The following is a 16852-nucleotide window of genomic DNA, read 5'->3' on the forward strand; positions in this document are numbered from 1 at the left end:
CGGGACCGGATCCGCTTTCCCCTCTCGGGGACCGGTCCCGCGGCACCTCTTCTTGTGTTTCCAGGGGTGTGATTGCCGTGCAGGATCTCAATGTCATCGACCAGTTCATGCAGGCGTTCATCGCCTATATCGACAGCGGCTTCGGGCTGCTCGGCGGCGACGTCGGCTTCCTGACGACGATCCTGATCGGCATCGACATCACGCTCGCCGGGCTGTTCTGGGCGCTCGGCGGCGAGCAGGATGTCATCGGCAAGTTCCTCAAGAAGATTCTCTATGTCGGCGCCTTCGCGCTGATCCTGAACAGTTTTCCGCTCCTCGCCGACATCGTCTTCCGCTCGTTCGCCGGGCTCGGGTTGACCGCGGGCGGCAGCGCGATCGGCCCCCAGGACCTGCTCATGCCGGGACGGCTTGCGGGGACGGGCTTCGAGGCGGCGTGGCCGCTGCTCGAACAGGCGAAGGAGCTCGTCGGGCCGATCGACTTCTTCGACAATTTCGTCGAGATCGCGGTGCTGGTGATCGCGTGGTTCATCGTCATCGCGTCGTTTTTTATTCTCGCGATCCAGCTCTTCATCACCATCCTCGAGTTCAAGCTGACCGCGCTCGCCGGTTTCGTGCTGGTGCCCTTCGCGCTGTGGAACCGCACCTCGTTCCTCGCCGAGCGCGTGCTCGGCAATGTCGTTTCGTCGGGGATCAAGGTCATGGTGCTCGCGGTCATCGTCGGCATTGGCTCCAATTATTTCGCCGACTTCACCGGCGCGATCGCCGGCGACGAGGTGTCGATCGAGCAGGCGGTGTCGCTGATGCTCGCGAGCCTCGCGCTGTTCGGGCTCGCGATCTTTGGCCCCGGCATTGCTTCCGGGTTGGTCGCGGGGGCGCCGCAGCTCGGCGCGGGCTCGGCGGTGACGACCACCGCGCTCGCTGCGGGCGGTCTCGCGATGGGCGGCGCGGGCGCGGTCGCCACGGCGCGGGGCGTAGCGGGCGCCGGTCTCGGCGCGCTGCGCGACGGCACGTCGATGGGGAGCGCGGCATCGACCGCCTACAAGCTCGGCCAGGAAACGTCGGGCCGCGCAAGCGTCGGCGCCGGCATCGGCGGCATGGCGAACGCCGCGAAAGGCGCTGCGACGGACAAGATGAAGAATGCGTTCGGGCTCCGCGCCGCCGCTGCGCGCGGGCAGCAGGCGGCTTGGGCCGCGGGCGGAAGCGGCGGCGCAGCGAGCGCGTCCAGTTCGCCGGTTGGCAGCGCCAGCGGCGGCGACAGCGCGCCGCCGGCATGGGCGCAGAAACTCCAGGGCGCGCAAGCGAGCCGGCATCGCCGCCAGATGGCGATCCACGCCATTCAGGGTGGCGACAAGGGCGGCGCTGGCGCCAACCCTGATATCAAGGAAAGGGACTGAGTCATGAAATTCAAACGTGCGGTGCAGCGCTTTGGGCGGACGGGCGAACCCGAGACGCCCTACCAGCGCGCCGGCCAGCTATGGGACGAGCGGATCGGATCGGCGCGCGTCCAGGCACGCAACTGGCGTTTGATGGCGTTCGGCGGGCTGTTCCTGGCGATCGGCCTGTCGTCGGCGCTCGCCTGGCAGTCGATGCAGAGCCGCGTCATTCCCTATGTCGTCGAGGTCGACCGGCTCGGCGAAGCGCGCAGCGTCGCTCCCGCGGCGGCCGACTATCGGGCGAGTGACGCGCAGATCTCGTGGCACCTCGGCAAGTTCATCAAGAATGTCCGTTCCCGCTCGCTCGACCCGGTGTTGATGCGCGAGCATTGGCTGTCGGCCTATGATTTCGCGACGCCGCGCGCGGCGCTCTTCCTCGGCGAATATGCCCGCGCGTCCAATCCGTTCGCCGAGGTCGGCCGCCGCACCGTGTCGGTGCAGGTGACGAGCGTGGTGCGCGCGTCGGAGCGCAGCTTCCAGGTCAAGTGGACCGAGCAGGCCTATGAGCGCGGCAGCCTTGCCGGGACGTCGCGCTGGACCGCGATGCTCACCGTCAAGGTGCAGCCGCCGCGGTCGGCCGATGTGCTGCGCAAGAACCCGCTCGGGCTTTACATCGATGCGATCGACTGGAGCCGCGAGATTGAGTCGCCCGCCGAGCGTGCGCCGACGGAGCAGGCGATGCCGTCGCCGCGCGAGATTCTGCCGCGCGGCTCGCCGGTCGGTGCCGATCGACCCTCGTCCGAACCCCTCGATCCGCTCGAAAGGAGCCAGCCATGATCCGTGTCCTTTTCCTGTCGGCGAGCGCGCTGTCGCTTGTCCTTCCCGCCGCGGCCCAGCCCACCGGGGCCGTGGCAGCGGCAAACAAGGCCGCGCTGCGCGAGCCGTCGCGCGCGGGCTATGTCGATGCGGTGCAGGTCTATCCTTACGCCGAGGGCGCGCTCTATCGGCTCTACGCGGCGCCCGAGCGCGTGACCGATATCGCCTTGCAGCCTGGCGAGGCGGTGACGTCGGTCGCCGCCGGTGACACGCTACGCTGGACCGTTGGCGACACGACGAGCGGGAGCGGCGAGGGCAAGCGCACCCACATCCTGGTGAAGCCGTTCGCGGCGGGCCTTCGCACCAATCTCGTCATCGCGACCGACCGCCGCGTCTATCGTCTCGAACTCGAGAGCCGCGCGAGCGGCGCGATGGCGGCACTCCAATGGCGCTATCCGCACGACGAGCTGATCGCGCTGCAGCGCAAGGAGGCTGCCGCCGCGGCGGCGCGTCCGATCGCGTCGAGTCTCGCCGTCGAGCGCCTGAATTTCAACTACGCGATCTCGGGCGACAAGCCGGCGTGGCGTCCCTTGCGCGCATTCGATGACGGGCGGCAGACCTTCATCGAGTTTCCTCCGTCGATCACGGTGGGCGAGGCGCCGCCCTTGTTCGTCATCGGCGACGACGGCGAAGCCGAGCTCGTCAACTACCGCGTCGCGGGCCGCTATTATGTCGTCGATCGGCTGTTCGGCGCCGCCGAACTGCGCCTCGGCGGCAAGAAGCAGCGGGTCGTGCGGATCGCGAGCGCCCAGCCGCAGCGGAGGAAAGGCCAATGACCGATCCGGCGCAACCGCCTGCCGGCGCCCCGCCCGCCAAGGCCGACCCCGAGACGCTCGTGCTGCGGGCAGCGCCGGGCCGCGTGACCCGCTTCCGCCGCGGCGCGGTCGTCGCCATCGCCGCCGCCGGTTCGATCGCGATTGTCGGGGCCGCGTGGCTGGCGCTCAAACCCGCGTCGCTCTCCCTCGTGGCGGCGAGCGACGACAAGCCGGTCGGCGCAAAGGCGCCGCCCGACGCGCTCGCGGGGGCTCCGACGAGCTACGGCGATATTCCGCGGCTCGGGCCGCCGCTCCCCGGCGACCTTGGAAGACCGATTCTCGAACATCAGCGCCAGATGGGAATGGCGTCCGAGGCTCCAGCTGACGAGGCGCCGCGACGCGCAGCGCAGAAGGCCGAGGCCGATCGCCAGCGCCTTGCCACCGAAGCCCGCGCGGCGCGCGAATCGGGCGTCATGCTGCGAACGGCCGGCGATAAGGAGAGTGCGCCGACCGCGACAGTATCGGTTGCGACGCCGCCCGAGGTTTCGCCGCTACTGCCGGCAGTGGCGGCGTCCGAAGCCAAAGGGCAGTCGCACAAGGCGGCGCTGGTCGGGCGCGCCAATGACGGCGCCGACACCAACCCGCACGCTTTGACCGAACCCGTTTCGCCCTGGACCTTGCAGGCGGGCAGCATCATCGCCGCGAGCCTGGTCACCGGCCTCAACTCCGACCTGCCGGGGCTGGTCACCGCGCAGGTGACCGAGAATGTCTATGACAGCGTCTCCGGGCAGTCGCTGCTCATTCCGCAAGGCTCGCGGCTGATCGGCCGCTACGATAGCGACATCGCGTTCGGGCAGAGCCGTGCGCTCGTCGTGTGGCAGCGGATCATTCGTCCCGACGGCTCGTCGATCCGCATCGACAATGTGCCGGCGACCGATGCGCAAGGCTATGCCGGTCTCGCCGACCGCGTCGACCGGCATGGCTGGCAGCTTCTGAAGGGCGTCGTCCTCTCGACGCTCCTCGGCGTCGGCAGCGAGCTGAGCTTCGGCGGCAGCGAAAGCGATTTTGTCCGTGCGCTGCGCGAATCCGCGCAGCAGGGCGGCGCGCGGGCGGGCGACCAGCTCGTCGCGCGCAGTCTAGGGATCCCGCCGACCTTGCGCGTGCGGCCCGGCTGGCCGCTGCGCGTCGTCGTTCACAGCGATATCGTTCTGCGGCCCTGGCGGGCGCGAGGAGAGTGACGATGGCGGGTATCAGCCTCAAGCAACTGCCCGATCGAACGCCGGTCAAGCTCACGATCAGCCTCATGCCCGACCTCCACGCGCGCATCGGCGAATATGCCGCCTTCTATCGCGAGCAATATGGCCGCGAAGAGCCCGTCGCCGAGCTGATTCCCGCGATGCTGGCAGCCTTTCTCGACAATGATCGCGCGTTCCAGCGGCTGCGCCGCGAGCGGAGCGGGAAGGGGGGATGATGATAGGCTCCGCTTCCCGCACCGTTACGCGCCGCGATATCGACGCCGTCGGCCGCGCCGGGCGGAGGCCGATGGCGACGGCCTGCGCCTCGCGGACCGAGGGGGTCCGCTATGCCCCCGAACATGGCGCACGGATCTCGTTCCGGCGGGGTGGGACGTTTGACGAGGTGCTGCCGTCGCACGTTCTCGCGAGGCGGCAAACCGATGCCGAAGGCTGGTTCCCGCAAGCCAAGTTCGCGAGCCTTGCTCTTCCTGCCTGTTTGCCCGGGCGAAGCGAGGGATGAGCTTCGGGGAGCGCGAACGACCTGTTGCCGAGCCGTTTGCAGCACATGCGGCCTTACCGGTCGAGCCACTCAGCGTGCGCGTTGCTGACGCGATAAGGCTCACCGGCATTCCGCGCTCGACCCTCTATGAGCTGATCGCGGCGGGGGCCATCGACACTGTCAAGATCGGCCGATCGACGTTCATTCTCTATGCGAGCCTGAAGCGCCTCTTCGAGAAAAGTTGAACTTTGCGATCATCGAGAAGGCCGTGCCGCCGTTGCGCACGCGCTTGGTTGCGAAATTTGCTCGAAAGTGGCCGGCCTGGCGACGCGGCCTGGCGTTGGAGTTTCGCGATATCCGGTTCGATGTGAACCGCCTCAGCGGAGAGATGGCATGGCGTGCCGACGCCTCGACACGCCATGCCCCTCCAGCCGGATTATGGCGTCCGGCCTCGATGGGCTTGCTGCGGGTTCGCCGCCGTTCCCATCTCCGCGATTGATCCGCCCCAGCGTGCGGCGTCTCCCGCGGTCCCCGCGCTTTCGGGTCCGGGTCCCCGTCAATTACGCCACTTCGAGACCGGCAGCGATCGTGTCGATCTCGGCGATGCGCTGAAATTCCGCCAGATATTCTTGGCGGTTGTGCGATAGCCAGCGAACGACGCCCGCGTTGCCGAGGAGCTTAGCAATATAACCGCGCGCGAGTGTCAGGTGGAGGTTGTCGATCCCATAACTGTCCTCGACCGATTTTATCCGCGTTTGCAGGACAGCGAGTTCGCGCTCCATGCGTGCCAGTTGTTGAGCATTGGGGCTACCCGCTCCACCATTCCGGTTCTTGAGAGGCTTGGCAAGCTGATCGTCGGGAGTCGCCGCAAGCAGCGCCCTGGCAAACATCGCGGTAAAATTATTCTGACCGATCATCAGGTCCGCTGCCTCGACCTGGCGCAACGCCGACATTCGACGAAGTAGGTCAAAAACCACGGCCGGACAGTTAGTGTCTTTCAGCATTTCGGCGGCATCGGGACTGATCCCATCGAGGAGCCGCGACCGCCGCCTGATCGTTCGGACTTCGAGACCAAGCGCATCGGCGATCTGCGCCGGCGAGACGCCGCGCTCGATCGCCCGGACAATCATGCGGTGTTCCTGGACGGGGGGCAGACGATTGACGCGCTTGTTATAGGTGTAGGTATCCTCGTCGGTCGCAATTAGGCATTCGACCGATTTAACGGAGAGCTGCTTCAGGATCTCGATCCTCAAGTGGCCGTCGAGCAGGTAATATTGGCCGCAATTCCCCGGAGCCGGGATCACCACCGGCGCCTCGACGAGACCAATGGCCTTGATGGAACTGACAACCTGGGCATATTTCTTGCTCTCGCAAATACCGTCGCGAAGTAGCTTTAGAGGCACGATCGACGACATATCGACGGTAATATAGTCGCGCTCGAACGCGACGCGAACTTGTCCGTCAGCGCCTGGTTCTGAAACGTCGGGCCACTCAGTTGATGACATTGCCGCTCATCCGAAGTTCGAGTGCTCGCGGGATTTGCTCCAGTCCTTCGGCGCGCAGCAAGGTCGTAAATCCCTCGTCGGCGAGCAGGTCCTTGATCGCCTCGACGACAAACAGGAGCCGGGTCTGTGCGAAATCGGACTTCTTCACCAAGAGGCGCTGCTTTTCAGCTTCGCGCTGGTAGATGTCCATGAGGTCCGCAGCCGTGAGTTTGCGGTTGTTGCATCGTCGCCCGAGCCGCCCCGGGTGCATTCCCTTATGTCCGCTTCTGAGGCGCATATCGAGGAGGCGGCGCGCGGCCGCCAGCTTCTTCCCGCGCAATTTTCCGGACTCATAGGCATCGAGGAGCAGGTTTTGCGCTTCGTCGCTTTCCGCGCGCGAAATTTCGACCGCGAGGCTCACCGGAAGGAGCCCGGTCTCGACAGCGGCAAGCAATCGTTCCTCGCCCCGGTCGAGCAGCGTCAGGACGAGACCAACCCACGACTGGCTAACGCCGATCTTCCGGCTGATGTCCTGGTCACTGTCGCCGCGCTCATGGAGTGCACCGATCTCCTTCATGATGTCGATGGGGCGATGAATACGCCGCGCGATATTCTCCACGAGGCTCATCACGAGACATTCGCTTTCGGACGCTTCGATCACGACCGCGGGGATTTCCGTCTGCCCCAGCATCTGGAAGGCCTCGAGGCGCCCCTCGCCACAAACAAGGTCATAGCGAGGACCGCCGGGGCCTGAGCGGCGACTGACGGTGATCGGCCGTTTGAGCCCGATGGCCTCGATGTTGTTGGCAATCTCGCGGTGCTGCCGCTTGTTGCGCGCCCTCGGATTTAGGACGGTGATCCGCGCAATGGGAACCATCTCGATGTGCCGAGGCGTCACGGCGCTCATCAGGCTGCCATCGCAAATCGGACCGGCGCGGCGATTTCGTAGAAATAATCGAGACTCTCGAACCGGTAAGCGTCGAGGTTCAGGCCATTGTCTTCCGCAAGGCGTAAACGCTCGCCGGCGAGGTCAAGGTGCGGAAACAGATAATAATCCAGCGGGACCTGGTTGAACTGGTCCATTCGCACCACGACCGTGATATCGGGCGACAAGGAGGTATCGAAGCGCAGCTTCCAGCGGAGTAGCCCCGTGGGAGTGGGGTCACAGCGCACGATCACCACCGAGAGGCTGAATTCGCCGTTGATCGTAACTTGATCGGACGCGTCGTCTTCGTGGACATCGCTTCCCATGGAACGCATCCCTTCGAGCACCTCGTGCAGAACAGCGGGGTGCAGCCGGCGCAACGACCGGTTGATCTCGATGTAGCGATAGTCCCGGTCGGGTCTGAACCCAACGAGGCTATAAGCGCGTAGCAGGCTTCCAAAGCGCAAGCTGTAGGCGCTGCTCGACGGCAGTGCTTCGCTTTCGTCAATGATCAACCCCGAGAGCAGTCCTCGGCGTTCGTACAGGCCCCGAAGCTCGGCGAGCATTTGCGCGTCGGACAGGCGGAACGAACGCGCGTTGATAATCGTACGCGCGGCCTCGAAGATATCTCGCTCGACAATGGCGCGGAACACGCCGGGCGCCCGAATCCATGTGTCGGGATCGTTCCGGACGCGCTTTTGCTTGAGCTTGAATGACTGGCGGTTCCAGACATTGTCGCCCACATATTTTTCGTTGATCAGGAGCTGGTGGACGGTTCCCCGAGTCCAGGGGCGCCCAAGATCGGTCTTGATCCCGCGACGATTGAGGTCCTCGGCAATTTGATGCTCGGCGCGTCCATGGTGGACGAACGCCTGGTATACTTCGCGAACGATCGAAACTTCCTCGCTCGGACCCGGCGTCAGGATGACGCGATCGGTCTGAATGCTCTTATGCTCGCCGCGGTTGAGCAGGCCTTTTTCGGTTCCATGTTCATCGACCAGGGTTCGACGTAAGCCAAAGCCGGCGGGTCCGCCCTGGCGAAATCCCTTCTCGATGAGGCGGCCCTGGCCGGCAAAAACCTTCGCTGACAACTCGCGGCTATATTCACCCGCCATCGCGCGTTTGACGCCCTTGACGATCGTGGCAATGGGGCTGCCGTCATTGTCGAATTGTTCGGCACAATATTCGACGCTGATCCCGGCGCGCCGACATATATATTCATAATAGGCGCTCTCATCGGCGTCCTGGAACCGCCCCCAGCGACTGACGTCGTAGACGAGCACCATGGTGAAATCGGTTGCTCCCGCCTGGACGTCCTCGATGAGCCGTTTGAGCGCATCGCGACCGTGGATTTTGAGGCCGCTCTTTCCTTCGTCGGCATAGGTTTTGACGATCTCGATCCCGCGGGCGGCGGCGTAGTGGCGGATCGCGTCGGCCTGGTTTTCCGTCGAGTATTTCTGGTGATCCGTGGACATGCGGACATATTCCGCAGCGCGAATGACCGGGGACTTGCCTCGTTCTGGATCAACATGCGTTTGCCAGCTCGGCATTGTCGTCAACTCCGTATCGGGCCGTCGGAATTGAGCCAACCTCGACCAGTCGCAGTGCGTATTCTTCGAGTCGATGGCGAGGAGCTACGGCGAGTATAGACTTGAAGGAGCAGCAACATGTTGCCGAAAACGGGCAGGAACCTGCACCAGGATAAGGACGAATTGGCTTTCGCTGCGATAATGGCGGAGGCGCTGATGGAGGGCTTAGGGCCTACGCATCAGGCCGTGAAGATTGCCATGCGTTGGACGGGCGCCAGCGAAAGAAGCGTCAAGCACTGGCTTGCCGGGACGCATGCGCCGCGCGCAATTCACCTTTTGGGATTGATCCGTCATTCCGATGAGGTGCTGAGAAGGCTTCTTATCGCGTCCGGTCGGCGGGATACCCTGATCGCGCTCGAGGTGTCTGCGCTGCGTGGACGCCTCATTGAAACACTGGCGTTTCTCGACAAGCTGTTCCCCGATGCATCGAGCCTGACGACGGATCGGTATTAACTGTACACTGCAAGTTCGGATTCTCCGCTTTGCCGTATTACCGACGAGGAATTGCGCTGGCTCGGGGATCGCGTCGAAGAACTCGGTCGCGTCGTGCACACGATCTGTTCGGAGCGGCTCGATCAGCTTCGCCGCGCGGCGGGACGACTGCCGCCCGAATAGCGCGGCGCGATTAATCCTGCTGGGCAGTCTTTCGCCATTTGTTTTGAAGGAATAGTCGCGCTAGAGGAGACCGAAGTAGTTAGCCCTCGAAGGAAAACGCGCATGGAAGATACCGAAATGCTGGTCACGCTGACCGCCGATATTGTCGCGGCGCACGTCAGCAATAACAGCGTCGCCATATCGGATATCCCGCTCGTCATCCGCTCGGTGCACGAAGCGCTCGCCGGTCTTGCGTCCGGCGCGGAACCCGAACCCGAACCGCAGCAGCCCGCCGTATCGGTTCGGTCGTCGGTGAAACCCGACTATATCGTGTGCCTCGAAGACGGCAAAAAGCTCAAGATGCTGCGCCGTCATTTGATGACGCACTATGGCATGACGCCCGAAGATTATCGCGCGAAATGGAACCTGCCGAAAGACTATCCGATGACCGCGCCCAACTATGCCGAGAAGCGCCGGGAACTTGCCAAGCAGATCGGTCTTGGCACCAAGGGCCGCGGCGGCGGCCGCAAGCCCGCTGCACGCGCGAAGGCGAAGCCCAAACAGGGCTGAAAAGTCGACGGGCAGGGGGTACGTCCATGAAGCTGAAATTTGCAATGGCAGCGTTGCTGTCAGCTCTTGTCGCTGCCTGTTCGCCGGGAGACGAGCGCGACAAACTTCCGGATGTCGAGGCAGGCGCAGTTAACTTCGGCGCCGATGTGTCGTCGTCCACGCAGCGCGATGCCGCAGCCACGGAGGGCGAGGCGCGGCTCGATTGAACGGCGTGGTGACGGCAGCATGTCATTCTCGTCGCGACCATCGGCAGCGGGTGTCGCGGCTCCGATTGTTGAGGTGCGCGGTCGAGGCAACTTTTTGTCGGCAATATGCTGGACAGAATCAGCGACCACTCGCTACCGGCGCACCATGGGTATCACCGCGACAATCATGAACACCGCCACCGGCCACCGGGCGCAATATTTCGGTCATGTCCCGGATCTGCGCCTCGGTGCGGAGATCATGGCGCTGATCGGCGAAGCGTGAGCAACGCCAAAGCCTCTTTCAGGGAAACCCGATACGGGATGGACGAGGCCTGTCAGCGTCCGGTCGCGGGCCGAAAGGCCATGGGACCATAGACGAGCAGGAACAGCAGGAAAGCCGCGCCCCAGAGGCCGCCGGCGACAGCGACGGCCGACATATGGTCGAACGGCAACCACGGCGCGATCACGCGCAGCAGCGCGCCGATATGGACCAGCAAATAGATTGCGACGGTCGCCCGATCGGCCTCCAGCGGCCGCCCGGTATGCCCTCGTGTCGCCCGGGTCATGACGGCCAGCGTCATGGCGCCCATCGCGCCAGCGCCGAGGGCATGCAACGCGCTCGACACCGGAACAAACGGATGGAAGACGGCGTTTCCGAGCATGATCAGGCCGACCGGGAGCCAGGCGTAGGAAAGGTGCAGCACGAAAACGAGCGGATCGCTCGCCGCCTTCAATCCCGCCCAGCGCGTCAGGCGGATCAGCTGGAGGCCACCCGCCAGCACCAGCAGACCCGCCGCGATGCGGCCTGCCGGATCGACGATCCATGTCGTCAGCGCAAGCGCGGTCAGCCCGATCGCCACCATGTCGAACCGGCCCGGCATCACCGGCAGGCCCTCGGTCCGTCCCTGCCGCATCATCCAGTTGCGCGTGAAAGCCGGCGTGATGCGGCCGCCGATGAGCGAGATCAGCAGCAGGACGAGGGCAAAGCCCATCCGCATCCCCAGCGCCGGGTCCGCCAGCCGTCCCATCATCGCCGCATGATCGGTCGCGCAGGCGAGGGCAAACAGGAGGAGAATGATCAGGATCGGCTTGTTGCGGTTACCCGATACGACAATCTCGCGCGCCGCATAGGCGAGAAGCAGCAGCAGATAGGCCAGATCGAGCAGCGCGCCGACGGGTTGCGGCACGATCCCCGAAAAGAGAATTGCCAGCCGTGCCGCGAACCACAGGGCGGCCACCGCCGCGACTCGCCATCCCGTCACAGTGGGACGCCCCGTCCAGTTGGGGATGGCGGCACTGAGGAAACCCCCGATCACTGCGCCGAGATAGCCGAACAGCATTTCATGCTGGTGCCATGCGAGCGGTTCCATCGCGGTCGGCAGCGTCCAGCGGCCACCCAGCGCGCCGACCCACAGGATGACGACGACGACCGCCCATAGCGCGCCGGCGCCGAACAGCAGGCGGTAGCCGCCCTGAAGCCAGAGCGGAGGGTGCGTTTCCGCTGCTGCTTGCTTCGCGGCCACCGTCATGACGCAGCCCGCGCTCCCTTTCGCCACAGCCCGAGGATCACGACCTGCCATGCCACCGCGATCGCACCCCCGATGAACACGACATCGCCGAAGGTGCGGACCCAGCGCAGCGTTTCGAGGAAATCCTGCTGCAAGAATTCGTCGCTGCGCGCATACCACATGCCGGTCGTCACGCTCGCCTCGAACTGGAACAAGCCGATGGGGAGCAGGCTGGTGAAGATCATCAGCACCAGCCCCGCGTTCAGTCCCCAGAAGCCGGTCCGCATGAGCCGTTCGTTGAACGCGATCTCGGGCCGGATATAGCGCAGTACCATCAGCACAAAGCCCAGCGAGAGAAAGCCGTAGACCCCGAACAGCGCGGCATGGGCATGAACCGCGGTCGTGTTGAGTCCCTGGAGATAGAAGAGCGCGACCGGCGTGTTGATCATGAAGCCGAAGACCCCGGCGCCGAGCATGTTCCAGAAAGCGACCGCCACGAAACACATCAGCGGCCAGCGCATCGCGCGCATCCAAGGCGCACGGTCCCGCAGGCTCCAATGCTCCCATGCCTCGTAACCCAGCACGATCAGCGGCACGACCTCGAGCGCGCTGAACGCCGCGCCGACCGCCATGATCGGAGTGGTGGTGCCCGAAAAATAGAGGTGGTGGAACGTACCGGGCACGCCGCCGACCATGAAGAGCGATGCCGACGCCAGGCAGGCGGCCGTTGCGATCCGCTTCGACACCAGCCCCATCGAGGTGAAGATGAAGGCGAGCGCGACGGTCGCGAAGACCTCGAAGATGCCCTCCACCCACAGATGGACCACCCACCAGCGCCAATATTCCATGATCGTGATGTGCGTGCGCTCGCCATAGAACAGGCCCGCGCCATAGAAGAGGCCGATGGCGACGGTCGCGACGGTCAGCAGCGCGAGCATGCTCTTGTCGCCTTCGCCGTTGCGCAGCGTCGGCAATATGCCGCGCAGCATCAGCACCAGCCAGAAAAGCAGACCGGCGAACAACGCGATCTGCCACACCCGGCCGAGATCGAGATATTCATAGCCCTGATGCCCCAGCCAGAAACCAAGCTTGGTGGGCATCATCTGCGCGATGGCGAGATAATTGCCGATGAACGACCCGGCGACCACCAGGATCAGCGCCCAGAACAATATGTCGACGCCCAGCTTCTGATATTTGGGGTCGCCGCCGTTGATGACGGGCGCCACGAACAGGCCGGTGGCGAGAAACGCGGTCGCGATCCACAGCACCGCGCTCTGCACGTGCCAGGTTCGCGTGAGCGCATAAGGAAACCACTGCGAGACATCGATGCCGTAAAAACTCTGTCCCTCGATCGTATAGTGGGCGGTGAAGCCGCCGAGGAACACCTGGAAGATGAACAGCGCCAGCACCACGAACAGATATTTGCCGAGCGACCGCTGTGACGGTGTCAGTGCCGCGAGCGTCAGCGGATCCTTGTTCGCAGGCACGAGCGGGGTATCGTCGTGGCGGCGCAGGAACGCCCAGCCCCAGATCAGCGCGCCGATGCCGGCGATCAGGATGACGACGCAGGCCAGCGACCAGAGGATATTCTCCGGCGTCGGCTGATTGCCGATCAGCGGTTCGGGCGGCCAGTTGTTGGTATAGGTCGCAACCGTGCCCGGCCTTTCGGTCGAGGCCGCCCAGGCCGTCCAGAAGAAGAAGTTGGCCAGCACGGCCCGCCTGGCGGGATCGGGCAGCGTGTCGTCCTTCATCGCATAATTGTCGCGCATCGTCCGCAGCGCGGGATCGCTGCCGTAAAGGCGGTCATAATGATCAGCGGTTTGCGCAATGGCGCGTGCGCGCCGCTCGGACACCGTGACGACGCCCGTCGCCTCGTCATGGCTGTTACTGCGATACTCCTGCTTCAACCGATGCGTCAGCGCCGCCTTCTGTTCGACCTCGAGCGCATCGAACGCTTTGCCGTAGCTTTCCGCCGCCGCCAGTTCGAGCCATGCCACCAGTTCGCGGTGCAGCCAGTCGGCGGACCAGTCGGGCGCCTGATAGGCGCCATGCCCCCAGATCGAACCCAGTTGCATTCCGCCCGTGCTCTGCCAGGCGGTCTGACCGTTCAATATGTCTTCGCGCGTCATCAGAACTTCGCCAGAGGCCGTGACGACCTTGGCCGGGATCGGCGGCGCCTTGCGGTAGACCTCGACGCCCGACACACTCAGAATCGCGAAGGTCACGGTCAGCACCGCGATCAACGTCCACCAAAGCTTGCGATATTCGCCCATTGCAGCCCCCTCGTTGCAAAAACCTCTGTCAGGCGCTCCGCGCAGGCGCCGCCTTTTCGTCGCCAGCCCCATCGAACAATATGGTCAGCAAGAGCGATGAGTCGGTCACCGCCTCCAGTGCATGCGGTGTCCCGGGATCAAGAAACAGCCAGTCTCCGGTCCATAGTTCGGGAAGCGAGCCGCCGGAAAACCGCACCTGGCCCGCAACACAGTAAAGCGTGATGGTGCCTGCCACGTGATGCGACGGAATCGATCCGCCCGCGCGCATCACGAGATGGATCGCCTCGAAGGAGGATGTGCGAGCCAGCGCCACGGTCCGCGTTGCCGGATCGTCGATAGACACCAGACACGAAATCTCACCGGATCGGCTGTGATGGATCGCCACGTTTAAGCGTCCCCGGTTCTGCGCCGTCTGCTGGCACGGCGCCAGGAGCCTGCGAAGGTCAGCCTGCCGACCATTGTGCCTATCCACCGACCGACAGCTCCGAAAACGCTACGGCGTCGAGCGCACTCGGCGCGCCGCAAGTCGAGCGGGCCCGATCCGATCACTTCTCCGCATTCCGGACAGAACATCGCCTATCCCCTCGTCACGCGCTCATCGAAGGGCGCCTCCATAGTCATCAGGATAACCAAATAAGACGCCGCATGATTTGCGCTGGAACAAACTCCAGCCTAGAATCGGATCGTGGCCACCACTTCCTCCCCCGACGCGGATGCGATCGCCGGCATCGCACTGATGACGGACTTGCCATTCGACCTGCTGAAAGAGGCCGCCGCCATGGCTCGCATGCAGCACATAGCCCGGGACACAGTCATTTTCGCGCAGGGTGAGCAGGCGGGCCGCGCACACGCTCTGTTGTCGGGCTGCGTTCGCATCACCCAGGCTGGAAGCGATGGCGAAGAGATATTGATCCGCCTCATCGGACCGAACGAGATTTTCGGATGCGTCCCGATCGTGACCGACAGGCTCTATCCGGCCGACGCGACCGCGATGGTCGATTCGGTCGAGATCAGCTGGGATCCCGCCGATCTGCTGGCACTGATGCGGCGGCATTCAGCCATCGCGATCAACATGGTCGCAATCCTCGGCAAGCGCATCGGCGAAGCGCAGGAAAGACTGCGCGAACTGGCCACACAGAGCGCAGATCGTCGTATCGCACGAACATTGTTGCGGCTGGTCGAGCAGGCGGGCGAGGCGACCGAGACGGGTATCCGCATCGGATTTCCGCTCCGGCGCAAAGACATCGCCGACATCGCCGGTACTACGCTCCACACCGCCAGTCGGATAGTGGCGGACTGGGAGCGCCGGGGCCTGCTTTTCAGCCGAAAACGTCAGTTGGTCATTTCATCCCCTGAAGAGATCGCCCAGATCGCGGAGACGCCGGATCGCTGAAAGAGTCAGATTTGGGCAAATGAAAATCCGGAACGTCGGTTTTAGGGTCAGGACTCATTGATCAGAGCCAGAAGATGATGGTGGCGGCGAGGGCGACGGCGGAGAAGAAGGCCTTCGGGCACCGATCGTAGCGTGTGGCGACGCGCCGCCAGTCTTTGAGGCGACCGAACATGATCTCGATGCGGTTGCGGCGTTTGTAGCGGCGCTTGCCGTATTTGACGGTTTTGTTCCGTATTTTCCGGCCCGGGATGCAGGGGGTGATGCCCTTTTCCTGCAAGGCGTCGCGGAACCAGTCGGCGTCATAGCCCCGGTCGGCGAGCATCCATTGCGCTTTGGGCAAACTGTCGAGCAAAGCGGCCGCGCCCGTGTAATCGCTGACCTGCCCGGCGGTCATGAAGAAGCTGATCGGGCGGCCATTTGCATCGGTTACGGCATGAAGCTTGGTGTTCATACCACCCTTCGTGCGGCCGATCAGGCGTCCCGGACCCCCTTTTTTACCCCAAGGCTGGACGCCGTGCGGTGAGCCTTGAGATAGGTCGCGTCGATCATGATCGTCTTGCGCTCGGGAGCCTGAGGTGTCGCCAGGCCTTCCATCATGCGGACAAAGATGCCCTTGTCGCTCCACCGCTTCCAGCGATTGTAGAGCGTCTTTGCCGGGCCATACTCTCTCGGCGCATCCCGCCACCTCAGCCCATTGCGGTTGACGAAGATGATGCCGCTCAAAACCCGCCGGTCATCAACCCGCTTGCGGCCGTGGCTCTTCGGAAAATAGGGCTGAAGCCGAGCCATCTGCTCGTCCGTCAGCCAATACAAATCACTCATCCTTCAGGCTCCTCAACGCGAGCCTGAATCACAGCCGTCACATCAAATCAATGGGTCCTGACCCTAGGGTCCGGATTCAATTGAGGGACTCGAACCTCGCCAGCAAAAAGTCCTAAGGTATCGGTTAAGGTATCCAGTGATAGATATCAAAATATAGTATTATATTTCAATGTTATAGGTCCTCTTTTCGAGTCCTCTTCTGGCACCATTTACCCTTCTCTTGACATCCTGGAACCATCGACAAAACGGCTGAGATGACTCCGCGCGGACCAAGGCCTGGTCGCAGGAGTTAGGCCCATGTCCCTTGCGGTGCTATGATCCGCTCGCTTGGGCCGAAGAGCGGGCCTTGGGCAGGCCAACCGGCAAGGAGGCAAGCCCGTTGGCCATCTGCTGCCTCGGACCGAGGCTTAACTCATTGAATTACGGGGTCATGGTGCCGCTTACAGGACTCGAACCTGTGGCCCCATCATTACGAATGATGTGCTCTACCAACTGAGCTAAAGCGGCAATGAGGGGCGCCTCTACCAGCGTGCCGGGGGGAAGACAAGCATCCTCGCGCAGAATCTGATTCCGAGCATATCGGCGGCCTTCGAGCGTAGCCGTATGGCGGATTTTGCTCCAGCGCGCCGGTTCAACTCACATACTCTCGCGACGGGCCTTAAGCGGGGCACGCGCGTGCGGAGACGGACCTGGTCGGTTGTCCGGTCCGTCGCGAATGGGTCGGCCAGAGGTTTTCGTTATCTGACGGCGATGACGCGCGATGGTCTCGGC

Annotated in this window: 18 protein-coding genes and 1 tRNA gene; 11 read left to right on the forward strand and 8 right to left on the reverse strand. The window is 63.8% G+C overall.

The genetic code is table 11. The features are described from left to right. The first annotated feature begins 77 nt into the window (after window positions 1–77). The 7 genes from trbL (at window position 78) to AC58D2_RS09090 (ending at window position 5237) form a co-directional block, all read left to right on the forward strand. Window positions 78–1394, forward strand: coding sequence for a P-type conjugative transfer protein TrbL (gene trbL, locus AC58D2_RS09060; RefSeq protein ID WP_497389481.1), 1317 nt, complete (start codon window positions 78–80; stop codon window positions 1392–1394). A gap of 3 nt (window positions 1395–1397) precedes the next feature. Next, entirely contained in the window at window positions 1398–2210 is an 813-nt protein-coding gene (gene trbF / locus AC58D2_RS09065) for a conjugal transfer protein TrbF (RefSeq protein WP_497389483.1), read from the forward strand. After that, entirely contained in the window at window positions 2207–3025 is an 819-nt protein-coding gene (gene trbG, locus AC58D2_RS09070; protein WP_497389485.1) for a P-type conjugative transfer protein TrbG, read from the forward strand. Before trbF ends, trbG begins: the two co-directional genes overlap by 4 nt. Beyond that, window positions 3022–4242: a TraB/TrbI/VirB10 family type IV secretion system protein gene (locus tag AC58D2_RS09075; RefSeq protein ID WP_497389488.1), complete on the forward strand. Its 1221-nt coding sequence runs from the start codon at window positions 3022–3024 to the stop codon at window positions 4240–4242. The genes trbG and AC58D2_RS09075 overlap by 4 nt, the downstream gene beginning before the upstream one ends. 2 nt (window positions 4243–4244) lie before the next feature. After that, window positions 4245–4475 (forward strand): DUF2274 domain-containing protein, encoded by a 231-nt coding sequence (locus AC58D2_RS09080; protein ID WP_497389490.1) that lies wholly within the window; start codon window positions 4245–4247, stop codon window positions 4473–4475. 280 nt (window positions 4476–4755) lie between these two features. After that, window positions 4756–4983: a helix-turn-helix domain-containing protein gene (locus AC58D2_RS09085; protein ID WP_497389492.1), complete on the forward strand. Its 228-nt coding sequence runs from the start codon at window positions 4756–4758 to the stop codon at window positions 4981–4983. Next, window positions 4980–5237, forward strand: coding sequence for a hypothetical protein (locus AC58D2_RS09090; RefSeq protein WP_497389494.1), 258 nt, complete (start codon window positions 4980–4982; stop codon window positions 5235–5237). The genes AC58D2_RS09085 and AC58D2_RS09090 overlap by 4 nt, the downstream gene beginning before the upstream one ends. A 61-nt stretch (window positions 5238–5298) precedes the next feature. Here the strand turns inward: AC58D2_RS09090 and AC58D2_RS09095 are convergent, their stop codons facing one another. The 3 genes from AC58D2_RS09095 to AC58D2_RS09105 are packed head-to-tail and all read right to left on the reverse strand — an operon-like array spanning window position 5299 to window position 8697. Next, window positions 5299–6243: a plasmid partitioning protein RepB C-terminal domain-containing protein gene (locus tag AC58D2_RS09095; RefSeq protein WP_497389496.1), complete on the reverse strand. Its 945-nt coding sequence runs from the start codon at window positions 6241–6243 to the stop codon at window positions 5299–5301. Continuing rightward, on the reverse strand, window positions 6230–7129 hold the full coding sequence (locus AC58D2_RS09100) for a plasmid partitioning protein RepB C-terminal domain-containing protein (RefSeq protein WP_497389498.1): 900 nt from the start codon (window positions 7127–7129) through the stop codon (window positions 6230–6232). The genes AC58D2_RS09095 and AC58D2_RS09100 overlap by 14 nt, the downstream gene beginning before the upstream one ends. After that, a complete protein-coding gene (locus tag AC58D2_RS09105) occupies window positions 7129–8697 on the reverse strand; it encodes a recombinase family protein (protein WP_497389500.1) in 1569 nt (522 codons plus the stop codon). The genes AC58D2_RS09100 and AC58D2_RS09105 overlap by 1 nt, the downstream gene beginning before the upstream one ends. 117 nt (window positions 8698–8814) lie before the next feature. Between AC58D2_RS09105 and AC58D2_RS09110 the strand changes: the two genes are divergently transcribed. The 3 genes from AC58D2_RS09110 to AC58D2_RS09120 all read left to right on the forward strand — a co-directional run bounded on the left by AC58D2_RS09110 (window position 8815) and on the right by AC58D2_RS09120 (window position 10106). Then, entirely contained in the window at window positions 8815–9189 is a 375-nt protein-coding gene (locus tag AC58D2_RS09110; protein ID WP_497389502.1) for a hypothetical protein, read from the forward strand. Between the two features lie 264 nt (window positions 9190–9453). Continuing rightward, the gene (locus AC58D2_RS09115) at window positions 9454–9900 is read left to right on the forward strand and encodes a Ros/MucR family transcriptional regulator (protein WP_497389504.1); all 447 of its coding nucleotides are present in this window, start codon (window positions 9454–9456) and stop codon (window positions 9898–9900) included. Between the two features lie 26 nt (window positions 9901–9926). After that, window positions 9927–10106, forward strand: coding sequence for a hypothetical protein (locus AC58D2_RS09120; RefSeq protein ID WP_497389506.1), 180 nt, complete (start codon window positions 9927–9929; stop codon window positions 10104–10106). Window positions 10107–10420: 314 nt separating this feature from the next. Here AC58D2_RS09120 and AC58D2_RS09125 read toward each other — a convergent pair whose 3' ends face one another. From AC58D2_RS09125 to AC58D2_RS09135, 3 genes are read right to left on the reverse strand one after another with little or no spacing between them, the layout of a single operon-like run. Beyond that, on the reverse strand, window positions 10421–11614 hold the full coding sequence (locus AC58D2_RS09125) for an NnrS family protein (RefSeq protein WP_497389508.1): 1194 nt from the start codon (window positions 11612–11614) through the stop codon (window positions 10421–10423). After that, a complete protein-coding gene (locus tag AC58D2_RS09130; RefSeq protein WP_497389510.1) occupies window positions 11611–13866 on the reverse strand; it encodes a nitric-oxide reductase large subunit in 2256 nt (751 codons plus the stop codon). Before AC58D2_RS09130 ends, AC58D2_RS09125 begins: the two co-directional genes overlap by 4 nt. Window positions 13867–13894: 28 nt before the next feature. Then, window positions 13895–14209 carry a cupin domain-containing protein gene (locus AC58D2_RS09135; protein WP_497389512.1) on the reverse strand — a complete coding sequence of 105 codons (315 nt, stop codon included), beginning with the start codon at window positions 14207–14209 and terminating at the stop codon, window positions 13895–13897. A gap of 342 nt (window positions 14210–14551) precedes the next feature. Between AC58D2_RS09135 and AC58D2_RS09140 the strand changes: the two genes are divergently transcribed. Beyond that, complete coding sequence (locus AC58D2_RS09140) at window positions 14552–15259, forward strand: Crp/Fnr family transcriptional regulator (protein WP_497389514.1); 708 nt, start codon at window positions 14552–14554, stop codon at window positions 15257–15259. Between the two features lie 61 nt (window positions 15260–15320). Here AC58D2_RS09140 and AC58D2_RS09145 read toward each other — a convergent pair. Together AC58D2_RS09145 and AC58D2_RS09150 are read right to left on the reverse strand one after the other, a co-directional pair. Continuing rightward, window positions 15321–16081, reverse strand: a protein-coding gene (locus AC58D2_RS09145) for an IS5 family transposase (protein WP_497389516.1) whose coding sequence is annotated in 2 segments (ribosomal slippage) — window positions 15321–15757 and window positions 15757–16081 — 762 coding nt in all. Because the reading frame shifts where the segments join, the coding sequence is not laid out codon by codon here. Window positions 16082–16512: 431 nt separating this feature from the next. After that, a tRNA-Thr gene (locus AC58D2_RS09150) sits at window positions 16513–16588 on the reverse strand. Window positions 16589–16852 lie beyond the last annotated feature (264 nt).

This window comes from Sphingopyxis sp. CR5 (assembly GCF_059693785.1).